Source organism: Sorangium sp. So ce375, assembly GCF_051473855.1.
Lineage (GTDB): Bacteria > Myxococcota_A > Polyangia > Polyangiales > Polyangiaceae > Sorangium.
Genome location: NZ_CP150335.1, coordinates 5,605,439 through 5,617,975, shown reverse-complemented (window position 1 = coordinate 5,617,975; position 12,537 = coordinate 5,605,439). Strand labels below are relative to the sequence as shown.

Sequence of the window (12,537 nt, the reverse complement as noted above, 5' to 3'; positions counted from 1 at the left end):
AGACGTGGCCGTTTTTCTCGACAGGGCAATGACGTGCCCTGTAAAGTGCGGCACATGGACCAGGTGGCCGGCCCGGACGAGCTTGAGATCGCGACGAGCTACATGAACGCCGTCCTCAACGGACCGTTCATCGCGGTGGAGTGCACGGGCGACGTCGGGGCCCTCGAGATCGCCGCGTGGAGCGCCGGGGCGGAGCGCCTCTTGGGTTATGCCGGGGAAGAGGTGATTGGCCGCCCCCTCGCGGACACGGCGCTGGGCAGCGCCGGCGTCGACCTCTGGCAGCGCCTCTGCGGCGGGCAGGGCGGCGCGCCGCTCTCCGCCGAGCACCGGCGAAAGGACGGGCGCGTCGTCGCGTGCGCGTGGGTCCACGAGCCGATACGCGACGACGACGGCCGGGTGGTGCGCAGGCTCTTCATCGGGCAGGACGTGACCGATCGCCGCCGTCTGGCGGACGCGTCGCGGGACGACACGGTGATCCTGCGCGCCATCCTCGACTACGTCCCGATCGCCGCGTGCAAGTATGATCGCGACGGCGTCTTCACCCATCATGACGGCAAGGGGCTCGAGAGCTCGGGCTTGAAGCCTGGGGATCTCGTCGGCAAGAACGTCTTCCACGTCTACGGTTCCGACCCCGTGGCAGCGGACGGGATGCGGCGCGCGCTGGCGGGCGAGATCGTCGAGAATCAGGTCGAGGCCGAGGGCATCACCTGGCGGTCCTGGCTGCTCCCTGTCCTCGACGAGCGCGGCGCGCCGAACGGCGCGGTGTCCGTGACGTTCGACATCTCGGACATGAAGCGGAAGGAGGCCGAGCTCCAGGCGAGGCTCGACATGATTCAGGCCCAGCAGCAGGTGATTCGCGCGCTCTCCACGCCGATCATCGAGGTCTGGGATCGCGTGTTGACGCTCCCGATGGTCGGCGTCGTCGACAGCGTGAGGACATCCGAGGTGATGGACAGCCTCCTCGACGCGATCGCCACAAAGGGGGCGCGCTTCGCGATACTGGATCTCACCGGGGTCGACGCGGTCGACACGAAGACGGCGAGCTACCTCATCGAGATGGTCCGCGCGATACGGCTCCTCGGCGCCGAGGGCGTGATCACGGGCATCCGCTCGAACGTGGCGCAGACGATGATCGCGCTGGGGGTCGACCTGTCCGGGATCATCACGATGGGCAACCTCCGCGCCGGCCTCAGGCTGTGCATCCAGCGGATGAACGGCGTCGACGGCGCCGCGGCCGACGGCGCGAAGCGGGCCCAAGCTCGCTGACGCGACGGCGCAGGGAGCGAGCCGGGCCGCGGCAGCCGGCTCGGACGCGCCCTGCTCCTCCCCCGAAGCCCGGCCCTGTCGCCTGCCTGTCCGCCCCCGCGCCCCGTGCGTCCGGAGGGAGGGCGGCGCTCCGGCGCGCGCTCGCGCGATTTCTTTCTCGCTCGTGATCAACCCGCGGGGGAGCGGGAATTCTATAGGTCGCTATTCGTCCGCGCGGCGTAAGTGGCGTGGTGAGGTGCGACGGAGTCGCGCTCTCGCCTCGCTGTCGGGCGAGAGTGCGCTCATTCGCGCCGGTCTGACGCGACACGCATCGCGTTAAATGGTGGCCAATCGATCCATAATATGATGGGAGTGGAGTCTTCGGGCGGCGTTAGACTCCTCCAGCGGGTGATTCGATAATGACCGCTGTCTGGCCATTGGGGCTGGCGTCTGGCGCTGTGAATTGATGGGAGCAGCGCTTGACGTCTGGCGAGGCTTCACCGTAGGTTGTGACCGACGGTAGGAGGTCACGGTATGGCTGACTTAGGATATCGTCGCTGGCGAGCCGGTCACGTGCTCATTGCGACGCTCGCGCTGACGGCTGCGGCCGGGTGCGGTATCGGGAACATCGGAGCGGGAGACTCCGGCTCCGGGTCTGGCTCCGGGTCCGGCCCCGGGGGGGACGGCTCGACGTCCGGACAAGGAGATCCTCCGGTGTGCGGCGCCGAGCGGATCCTCGCGCCGCAGCGGCGCTTGACGCGATTCGAATACAACAACACGGTCCGAGATCTCCTCGGAACATCGCTCACCCCTGCCGATCAATTCCCCCCGGATGAGGTCGCCGGCGGCTTCAACAACAACGCATCGGTGCTGACCGTGTCTCCGCTGCACGCGGAGAAATACCTCCTGGCTGCCGAGGCGCTCGCGACGGAGGCCGTTGCGGGCGATCTGTCGAAGCTCGTGCCGTGTGATCCGGCCGCGGTCGAGGGGCAAGCCGCCCAGGAGGAGGCGTGCGCGCGGCAGTTCATCGCGGACTTCGGCCGCCGCGCGTACCGTCGGCCGCTCGAGCCGTCGGACGTCGACCGGCTGATGCGCGCCTACGCCGCGGGACGCACGGACGGGTCGTTCCGTGAGGGCATCGAGGTCGTCATCCGGGCCGCGCTGCAGTCGCCGAAATTCCTGTTCCGCCTGGAGCTGCGTCACGATCTCGATGCCTCCTCGGCGCGGGTGCGCCTCGACCCGTACGAGCTCGCGTCGCGCCTGTCGTACCTCGTCTGGGCGTCGGGCCCCGACGACGAGCTGCTCGACGCCGCCGAGGCGGGCCAGCTCGATACCCGCGAGCAGCTCGCCGAGCGAACCCGCCAGATGCTGGAGCACCCGCGGGCGCGCCGGGCCATCACGGAGTTCTACAAGCAATGGCTCAACCTCGGGAAGCTCGGGACCATCGTCAAGGAGGAGAGCAAGTTCCCCGGGTACACCGAGGAGCTCGTCGCGGGGATGAGCGCGGAGACGCCCGCGTTTGTCGAGCACGTGCTGTGGTCCGGGGATCACAAGCTCTCGAGCCTGCTCACGCTGCCGGTCGGCTTTGCCACAGCGCCGGTCGCCGAGCTGTACGGCGTGACGGTCGCGCCCGGCTCGACCACACCCCAGCTCGTGGATCTCCCGCCGGACCAGCGCGCAGGGGTGCTCACGCAGCCCGCGTTCCTGGCCGTGCACGCGCACCCCGATCAGACCTCTCCGGTGCTGCGCGGCAAGGCCATCCGCGCGAAGTTCATGTGCCAGGATCCGCCGCCTCCTCCTGACGACGTCGACCTCACGCCGCCCACGGGCGAGGAGGGCGTCACCGCGCGCCAGCGGTTCAACCAGCACGCCTCCGATGCCAGGTGCGCCAGCTGCCATCAGCTGATGGACCCGATCGGCTTCGCGTTCGAGAACTTCGATGCCGTGGGCGCGTACCGCACCGAGGAGGGCGGGCAGGTCATCGACGTCTCCGGGCAGATGGTCGCGTCCGACGACATGGACGGCCCGTTCGTCGGCGTTCGCGCGCTGGCGGAGAAGCTCGCCGGGAGCGCGCAGGTCCGCGAGTGCCTCGCGACGCAATGGTTCCGCTACACGGCCGGGCGCTTCGAGAACATCGACGACGAGTGCTCGCTCGACGGACTGCGCGAAGGGTTCCACGGCTCGGAGGGTGACCTCGTGGAGCTCATCGTGGCGACGACGCAGACCGACGCCTTCATGTACCGCAGCGCGATCGCAGAGGAGGAGTGACATGAGACCGCGAATGATCTCTCGACGGCGGATGCTCCAGGGCGCGCTGGCGGCGACGGCGACGATCCCGCTGCTGAACTCCGAGCTGGCCCGCGGGCAAGAGTCGACCGCGCCCAAGCGCTTCGTGGTGTTCTATACGCCGAACGGCACCATGGAGTCGAAATGGATGCCCACGGGCACCGAGAACAACTTCACGCTGAGCCCGCTGCTCCAGCCGCTCTCGCCGTTCAAGGCGAAGATCATCCCGATGCGCGGGGTCAACATGAACGTCGTTGTCAACTCCAACGTCGGCTCCGAGCACGCTCGTGGCATCGGGGGCTTGTTGACGGGGCGAGCGCTGCTCAAGGGCAACTTCAAGAGCTTCATGTCCACAAACGCCGGCTGGTCGTCGGGGATCTCGCTCGATCAGCACATCGCGAACAAGCTGCAGCCGAGCACTCTGTTCCGGAGCCTGCAGCTCGGCGTCCAGGTCCGTGACGCGGAGGTGCGCGGTCGGCTCAGCTACACCGGGCCGGACCAGCCCATCCCCCCCCGAGAGGACCCCTACGACACGTTCGAGCAGCTCTTCGGGGCCTCGGTGCCTGGCCAGGGCCAGGACCCGGGCGGGTCCACCGCGCTGGATCGGCTCCGCGCGCAGCGGCGGACCGTGTTCGATATCCTCCGCGAGGACATCGCGGACGTGCGGCCTCGCATCGGCAAGGAAGATCGCCTCAAGCTCGACGCGCACATGCAGTCGATCCGGGACATCGAGGCGCGCCTGGCCGGCGGCGGCTCCTCGACCGGCGGCGGCGGCACCCCGACCACGAGCTGCCAGGCCCCGGCGCTGGGCGACCGCATCGACCTGTCGAAGGACGACAACATGCCCGCCATCGGCAAGCTCCAGATGGATATGATGGCCGCGGCGCTCGCGTGTGATCTCACCCGGATCGCCACGATCCAGTGGTCGTACGCCGAGAGCGAGCACCTCTACCCGTTCCTCGGCCTCACCGAGAATCACCATGCCATCTCCCACCAGTGGAACGCGGCGGGCGACGAGAAGTATATGAAGATCCACACGTGGTTCGCGGAGCAGCTCGCCTACCTGCTCGGAAAGCTCGACTCGTACGCGGAGGGGGATCGCACGCTCCTCGACAATACCGTCGTCCTGTGGGTCACCGAGATCGGCGAGTCGCGGCAGCACGCGCTCACGAACATCCCGTTCTTGCTCGCCGGCAGCGCGGGCGGGGTCTTCCGCACCGGCCGCTTCGTGGACTATCTGGCGAACGGCGGCTCTGCCCGTCAGCACAACGATCTGCTCGTCACGATAGCGAACGCGATGGGGACCGACGACAAGACCTTCGGCGACCCGAACTACAGCACCGGCGCGCTTCCTTCCCTCACCTAGAGCGACGGTCGCCCGCTTCGGATACGGGCCCACCTCGGCGTTTTCGGTGCTCGGCGCACCGGAGTGCGCCTGCGCGCCGAAAACGCCGATCTGGGCCCGTCTCCTGTGCGGGAGACCGCCGCTCTGCTCTGCATGTAGCAAAGGTGAGCGGAAACGAATTCTTCTCACTTCTGGAACTGCCCGGCTTTGGGGAGCCCGGGGCCCGCGCGCGACGCGCGGCTCGCGTCCCGGGCAGATCTTGCATTTTTGCCGCGAAGGGTTGCGTTCCTGGGCGTTTCCTTGCGCGATTGCAAGAGCCATCCTGGCGCCCATGAACAACGCAGCGCTCGTCTCCAGCGCCTCGTCTCGCCTCCACGTCGTGCTCGGCGCCGGCCAGATCGGCCCGCGGGTCGCGGATCTCTTGCTGGCGCAGGGCCATCGTGTGCGCCTGGTGCAGCGCACCCGCCGCGCTCCGGAGCGGCCGGGGCTCACGTCGGTGTGCGGCGACATCACCGACCTCGCCTTTGCCGAGGAAGCCACGCGCGGCGCCGGCGTGGTCTACGATTGCATGAACCCGCCCTACCACCTCTGGGCCACGCAGCTCTTGCCCATCGCGCGTGGCGCTGTCCACGGCGCGACAAGGGCGGGCGCGAAGCTCGTGGCCCTCGACTGCCTGTACATGTACGGCGTGCCCGACGGCGCCATGCGAGAGGACTCGCCGCGCCGCCCTTGCAGCAAGAAGGGCGCGCTGCGCGTCGAGCTCGAGGAGATGCGCCTCGCGGCCCAGGGCCGCGGCGACGTGCGCGTGGCGATCGGGCGCGCCAGCGACTTCTTCGGCGCCAACGTGCCGCTGTCGGCCTGGGGCGACCGCTTCTATGCGCGCGCGCTCGCCGGAAAGGCCGTGGAGTGCATGGGCGATCCCGAGATGCCTCACTCGTATACCTACGTGGAGGACGTGGCGCGGGGCCTCGTGACGCTGGGCGAGCGGGAGGAGGCCATGGGCCATGTCTGGCACCTGCCGACGGCGCCGGCCGAGAGCACGCGGGCGCTCGCGCAGCGACTCGGCCGCGCCCTCGGCGTCGACGTCGAGGTGGCGCGACTCCCGCGCCTCCTGCTGCGCGGCATCGGCCTGTTCTCTCCCTTCATGCGCGAGGTGGCCGAGATGGCGTACCAGTGGGATGTGCCCTATGTCATCGACGACAGGCGATTCCGCGAGACCTTCGGCTGGTCGGCGACCCCCATCGATCGGCAGGTCGCCGAGATCGCGGCCTGGGCCCGCGACAGGTACAAGCTCACCGCCTCACGCGCCGCGGCGGCGATCCCCGCGGCGCGGGCCTGATCGCGCCACGAGCGCGCGACCGTGAGCTCCCCGGGGCGCCGGCTGGCAGATCGCACGAGAGCGGATCATATCAACCAGGCCGTTGGGCGCGCGAAGGGCTTGACTCGCTCGGTTGAAGGCCCGGAGATGGCGCTCTTTCTGGAGGGCGTCATGCGTCGTGATTCCTTGTTTCCGATGATGGGCCTGCTGGTGGTGGGGCTCGGCGTCGCGTCCTGCGCTTCCGGCACGGAAAGGGGCCCTGGGGGCTCACCGGAGGGCGGCGGCGGGGTCACGGGGGTCGGCGCCTCTGTCGGCTCGGCGTCTGGCAGCGGCGGCGGGGCGCCCGGCGCCTCTGTCGGCTCGACGTCTGGCAGCGGCGGCGGGGCGCCTGGCATCTCCGGCGCTTCGGGCGGCGGCGCGCCCGGCGACGGCGGCGCGCCCGGCGACGGCGGCGCGCCCGGCGACGGCGGCGCGCCCGGCAGCGGCGGGGCGCCGGGTGAGGGTGGGGGGCCGGAGCTGCCGCCGGCGGTCGGCCCGCTGGTCAACGGGATCCAGTGGGCCGACACCTCGGGCAAACCCATCCAGGCCCACGGGGGAGGGGTGATCCGGGTGGGCGACTATTACTACTGGTTCGGGGAGAACCGGAACCCGGACGGGACGTTCTATGCCGTCTCCTGCTATCGCTCGACCGATCTGCGGCGCTGGGAGTTCAGGAACCATGTCCTGACCATGGACTCGGACAAGGACCTCGATCCGGCCAACATCGAGCGCCCGAAGGTGGTCTACAACGCGTCCACGAAAAAATTCGTGATGTGGATGCACTGGGAGAACGGGGTGAACTACGGCGAGGCCCGCGCCGCGGTCGCGAGCTCGAGCACGGTGGACGGCGACTACACGTACCACGGCAGCTTCCGGCCGCTCGCCGGCAGCGGGGTGACAGATCACGGCAAGCCCGGGTACATGTCCCGCGACTGCGGCCTCTTCGTCGACGACGACAGCAAGGCCTATTTCATCTCCGCCACGAACGAGAACTACGATCTCAACCTCTACGAGCTGACCCCCGATTACCTGTCCGTCGCCCGCCTCTCCGCCACGCTCTTCCCCGGCGGGCACCGGGAGGCGCCGGCGCTGTTCAAGCGGAACGGCACCTATTTCCTGCTGACCTCCGGCGCCACGGGCTGGTCGCCCAACCAGGCGAAATACGCGACGTCCCGCTCCATCGACAAGGGCTGGTCGGCGATGACCAACGTCGCCGACGACACGACGTACCACTCCCAGTCGACGTACGTGCTCCCGGTCCAGGGCAGCTCCGGGACGGCCTACCTCTACATGGGAGACCGGTGGGCAGGGGCCTGGAGCGGACCCGTCAACAACTCGACGTATGTCTGGCAGCCGATCTCCTTCCCGTCGGACACCAGCATGAGCATGCGCTGGAACAACACGCTCTCCATCGACACGTCGGCCGGCACCGTCGCCGGAGCCACGAACAACTTCAAGCTCGTCAACAAGAAGAGCGGCAAGGTGATGGATGTCGTCGGCGCGTCGGGCGAGGACGGGGCGGATATCGTCCAGAACCCGGGAAAGGCCGGAGACAGCCAGAAGTGGAGCTTCAACTACAATGGATCGGGCTACTTCCGGCTGACCAACGTCAAGAGCGGCAAGGTGCTCGATGTGCCTGACGAGTCGACGAGCGATGGTGTCGCGCTGGTGCAATGGGCGAACCACGACGGGGACAACCAGGCGTGGCTGTTCATCGATCTGGGCGGCGGTGATTTCCAGATCAAGAACAAGAAGAGCGGCAAGCTGATCGGGGTCTCCCAGGGCTCCACCGCGGACGCCGCCGCGATCGAGCAGCGGGGCGGCGGCGGCGGCGAGGAGCAGCGATGGCAGATCGTCGTCGCCGAGTGATGGGCGGGTGACCGGCGGCGCGGCGCCGCCCGCGCGCGCCGGTCTCACGCCCGGCCGAACGCGCGCAGCCGGAGGGAGTTGGTGAGCACCGACACGCTCGACAGCGACATCGCCGCGCTCGCGAGGACGGGCGAGAGGAGCCACCCCGTGAGCGGGTAGAGCAGGCCCGCCGCGATCGGGATGCCGATCACGTTGTAGATGAACGCCCAGAACAGGTTCTGCCGGATCGTGCGCAGCGTGGCGCGCGCGAGCCCGAGCGCCACCGGCAGGCCCGCGATCCCGCCGCGGATCAGCGCCACGTCCGCGGACGCGACCGCGATGTCCGTGCCGCTGCCAAGGGCGATCCCCACGTCCGCACCGGCGAGCGCGGGCGCGTCGTTGATGCCGTCGCCGACCATGGCCACCCTGCGGCCGGCGGCCCGCTGCTCTCGGACGATCCGCGCCTTGTCCTCGGGCCTCACCTCCGCGAACACGGCGCGGATGCCGAGGTCCTCTGCGACGGCGCGCGCGGCGCCCGCCCGATCGCCGGTCACCATCGCCACCTCGACGCCGAGCTGCGCCAGGGCCGCGACGGCGCGCCGCGCCTCCTCGGTGGGTCGGTCGGCGACCGCGACGAGCCCCGCGAGCCGCCCGTCGACCGCCACGAACGACGGCGTGCGGCCCTGCGCGGCCAGGCGATCGGCCTCGGGCTCCAGCGCGTCCGTGGCGGTGCCCGCCCGCTGGAGCCACGCGGCGGTGCCGATGCGCACGAGGCGCTTCGAGACGCGCGCCTCGATGCCGTGGCCGATCTCCGCGTGGAACGCCGAGGCCGGCGCCGTGCCGACCCCGCGGCTGCGGGCTCCCTCGACGATCGCCCGCGCCACGGGGTGCTCGCTCTCCCGCTCGGCGGAGGCCACGAGGGCGAGCAGCTCCGCGTCGCCGTGGCCCGCGAGGGCCACGACGTCCGTGAGCTCGGGCCGGCCCGAGGTGAGGGTCCCGGTCTTGTCGAGCAGCACCGTGTCGATGCGGCTCGCCGCCTCGAGCGCCGCGCCGCCTTTGACGAGGACGCCGAGCTCCGCGCCGCGCCCCGTCCCGACGGCCACGGCCGCCGGCGTGGCCAGCCCGAGGGCGCACGGGCAGGCGATCACGAGCACGGCGACGAACCGCTCGACCGCCGTGGCGAGCCCCGCGGCGGTGGGGTCGATCGCGAGCCACGCGACGAAGGCGAGCGACGCGACGCCGAGGACGACGGGCACGAAGACGCCGCTCACCACGTCGGCGAGGCGCGCGATCGGCGCGCGCGACCCCTGCGCCTGCTCGACGGCCTCGACGATGCGCGCGAGCGCGGTGTCCGCGCCGGTCTTCGTGACGCGGAAGGTGAGGGCGCCGCTCTGGTTGAGCGTCCCGCCGAACACGGCCGAGCCCGCCGTCTTGTCGACGGGCATGCTCTCGCCCGTGAGCATCGCCTCGTCGACCGCGGATCCGCCGTCGACCACCTCGCCGTCGGTCGCGATGCGCTCGCCGGGCCGCACCCGCACGAGGTCGCCTGGTGCGAGCGCGGAGGCGGGCACCTCGTCCTCGGTGTCGCCGCGGACGCGCCGGGCGGTCTTCGGCTGGAGCGCCACGAGCCCGCGCACCGCGTCGGCGAGCCGCTTCCGCGCGCGTGTCTCCAGGAGCTTGCCGAGCAGCACGAACGTGACGATCGCGGCCGCGGCCTCGAAGTAGACGGGCGGCGGGTGGCCGTGCTCGGCGTGAGGGAAGAGGCCGGGCGCCGCGACCGCGGCGGTCGAGTAGAGCCAGGCGGCGCCGGTCCCGAGGCTCACGAGGGTGTTCATGTCCGCGGCGCGGTGCCGGAGCGCGCCCCAGGCCAGGCGAAAGAACCGGCGCCCCGGCCCGAAGACCACGATCGTCGCGAGCGCGAGCGAGAGCCAGCGCGCGGAGGCGCCTTCGAGCGCCGGGATCGCGCCGTGCGACATGCCCATGGCGAGCAGCGGCGCGGTGAGCAGGGCGGCGATCGCGACGTCGCGCCGCAGCGTGCGCTGCTCCTTCTGCTCGGCCGCGTCCATGGAGGCGGCGCGGTCGGCTGCGCTCGAGTGCGGGCGCGGCGGTGGGGCGGCGGTCGCGGCCGGGTGCTCGGGCGCCGTGGTGGCCGCGCGGACGCCGGAGAGCGGCGGGGTTGCGGGGACGCCGTCGGCCTGCGGGGTCGCGGGAACGCCCGCAGCCTGCGGGGCCGCGGCGACGCTGGTCACCGGGGGGATCTCGGGCACCTCGTATCCCGCCTCCACGATGGCGCTGGCGAGCGCGGCCGGCGTGGTCGCCCGCGCGTCGTAGGTGATCGTCGCGCGCTGGGTCACGAGGTTGACCGCCGCGTCGTGGACGCCGGGCGCGGCGCGCAGCGCCTTCTCGACGCGGCGCACGCACGCCGCGCAGGTCATGCCCTGCACCGGGAGGTCCGTCCGGGCGCCCTGCGCGGCGGGCGCGGCCTTCGCGCTGGTCGGCTGCACGGGCTGGGGAATCGTCGCCATGGCTTCTCCTTACACGAGCTCGTGGCTCGTCTCCTGATGCCTGCGCAGACGCGCCGTCGCTCCGGTGATTACGGTCTACCCCCGAAGGCCCGGACGGGCTCCTGCGCCGGCCGCTTCGGAGCGGCGCCCGCGGCGCCGGCGCCCCACCGAGCGGACGGGAACCGTGGGAGGTGGTACGTCCGCGGGAGCGCCATGGAGCAGATCCTTCCGCTTCTCGGGATGAGCGTGATCGTGTTCGTGTCCACGAACATCGATGACCTCCTCCTTCTCTCGGCCTTCTTCGCGGATCCGGGCTTTACCCCCGCTCAGGTGGTGGCCGGCCAGTTCCTCGGCATCGCGGCGCTCGTGAGCGCGAGCGTCGCGTGCGCGCTGCTCGCGGTCCGCGTGCCGGACGGATGGATAGGCCTGCTCGGCCTGGCCCCCCTCGCGCTCGGCTTGCGAGGCCTCTGGGCGCTCTGGCGGGGCTCCGGCGCCAGGGAAGCGGACGAAGAGGACGGAGCAGACGCGGCAGACAGAGCGCGCGAGCCGCGTGGCGGTGCGTCGCGCTTCAAGGCGCTCGCCGTCGCGGGCGTGACCCTCGCGAACGGCGGGGACAACCTCGGCGTTTATATCCCGCTGTTCTCCAGCTCCCCCGCGCACATCCCGCTTCATGCGGCCGTGTTCGCGGTCATGACCGGCGCCTTTTGCGCGCTCGGGCACCGTATAGTCAACCACCCGATCATGGGCACACGCATTCGTCGTTGCGGCCGTGCGGCGCTGCCGTTCGTCTTGATCGGCCTCGGCCTCTGGATCCTGTCCGACGCCCTCGTGCTCGTCCGTGCGGGGTAGCGCCCGGGGGCGCCGTGAGCTCACCTCGGTGAGAGCGTCGCGCCAGTTCCACCTTCAGGCGCGCCTGGAGCGACGCGCGCGGGGGTCGGGCGCGTCGCAGCTGGTGAGCACGTCGCAGACCAGGCCCCGCACGAAGCGTGCGGCGGCGTGGTCGTCGGTCATGCGGGTCCAGAGGAGCTCGATGGGCGCGCTCTGGAGGGAGAAGGGTACGGCGATCGCGCGCAGGTGGCGGCGGGCCTCGACGACGCAGCGGGCGAAGAGGGCCGGCGTGGTCGCGACGAGGCTGGAGCCGTCGACGATATCGGCGAGGTAGGCGAAGCTGGGCACCGACACGCGAGCGGTGCGCGTCTTGCCGAGCTCGTCCTCCACGATGCCGCGGGTGTCTCCAGCATACGACACGATGACGTGCTCCTGCGCGAAGTACGCGCGCTCTGTGAGGGGGTCGGGGAGCGAGACGAACCGCGCGTCGTGGAGGCACACGAAGCCGGAGGGGCCCTCGCGCCGGGAGCCCAGCGGCTGGCGCAGGATGGACCCGGGCAGGTCGTCGGCGACGGCGACGGCGAAATCCACCTTGCTCGACAGAAGGAGGTCCCCGACGTTCCGGAACTGGACCTCGACGACGATGAGCTGCATCCGCGGCGCCTCCGCGCGCAGCCTCGCCAGCAGCGCCGGCAAGATCGCGGCCGCGAGCCCGTCGGCGAGGCCGAACCGGATCGTCGCGGTCGACCGCGCGGGCTCGAACCGCGCCGGAGCAGCGGCGGCTGCGACGAGCGGCTGGAGATGTGCGCGTGTGGCCGCGAGGAGCTCGCTGCCGCGCGCCGTGAGGGCGACGCCTTGGCCGTGGCGGACGACGAGCTCGGCACCGACGAAGGCGGCGAGGCGCCGCATCGACGCGCTCACGGCAGGCTGGGTGACGTAGAGGCGCGACGCGGCGCGCGTGAGGCTGCCCTCCTCGGCGACGACGGTGAAGACACGGAGGAGGTTCAGGTCGAGGTCGCGTCCATAAACGTCCTTTTTGATCGGCATCAGGGTTATTGAGTACCATTTCTATCTGCCGCGCAGTATCCCTTTCCCATCCAAGCACCATCAACCACCGAATCACG

Annotated in this window: 8 protein-coding genes; 6 read left to right on the top strand and 2 right to left on the bottom strand. The window is 70.9% G+C overall.

Going from position 1 to position 12,537, the window contains the following annotated elements; all coding sequences use genetic code 11:
* The first annotated feature begins 54 nt into the window (after positions 1–54).
* The 5 genes from WME90_RS20845 to WME90_RS20825 all read left to right on the top strand — a co-directional run bounded on the left by WME90_RS20845 (position 55) and on the right by WME90_RS20825 (position 8,102).
* Positions 55–1,266 carry a PAS domain S-box protein gene (locus WME90_RS20845; protein WP_437282911.1) on the top strand — a complete coding sequence of 404 codons (1,212 nt, stop codon included), beginning with the start codon at positions 55–57 and terminating at the stop codon, positions 1,264–1,266.
* A 693-nt stretch (positions 1,267–1,959) separates the two neighbouring features.
* On the top strand, positions 1,960–3,513 hold the full coding sequence (locus WME90_RS20840; RefSeq protein WP_437282910.1) for a DUF1592 domain-containing protein: 1,554 nt from the start codon (positions 1,960–1,962) through the stop codon (positions 3,511–3,513).
* Positions 3,514–3,526: 13 nt separating this feature from the next.
* A complete protein-coding gene (locus WME90_RS20835; protein ID WP_437282909.1) occupies positions 3,527–4,897 on the top strand; it encodes a DUF1552 domain-containing protein in 1,371 nt (456 codons plus the stop codon).
* Between the two features lie 310 nt (positions 4,898–5,207).
* Positions 5,208–6,215 (top strand): NAD-dependent epimerase/dehydratase family protein, encoded by a 1,008-nt coding sequence (locus WME90_RS20830; protein ID WP_437282908.1) that lies wholly within the window; start codon positions 5,208–5,210, stop codon positions 6,213–6,215.
* Between the two features lie 150 nt (positions 6,216–6,365).
* On the top strand, positions 6,366–8,102 hold the full coding sequence (locus WME90_RS20825) for an RICIN domain-containing protein (protein ID WP_437282907.1): 1,737 nt from the start codon (positions 6,366–6,368) through the stop codon (positions 8,100–8,102).
* Between the two features lie 44 nt (positions 8,103–8,146).
* Here WME90_RS20825 and WME90_RS20820 read toward each other — a convergent pair whose 3' ends face one another.
* On the bottom strand, positions 8,147–10,606 hold the full coding sequence (locus tag WME90_RS20820; RefSeq protein WP_437282906.1) for a heavy metal translocating P-type ATPase: 2,460 nt from the start codon (positions 10,604–10,606) through the stop codon (positions 8,147–8,149).
* Between the two features lie 192 nt (positions 10,607–10,798).
* Here WME90_RS20820 and WME90_RS20815 point away from each other — a divergent pair, with 192 nt between their 5' ends.
* Complete coding sequence (locus WME90_RS20815) at positions 10,799–11,434, top strand: cadmium resistance transporter (protein ID WP_437282905.1); 636 nt, start codon at positions 10,799–10,801, stop codon at positions 11,432–11,434.
* Positions 11,435–11,488: 54 nt separating this feature from the next.
* Here WME90_RS20815 and WME90_RS20810 read toward each other — a convergent pair whose 3' ends face one another.
* Entirely contained in the window at positions 11,489–12,460 is a 972-nt protein-coding gene (locus WME90_RS20810; protein ID WP_437282904.1) for a LysR family transcriptional regulator, read from the bottom strand.
* Positions 12,461–12,537 lie beyond the last annotated feature (77 nt).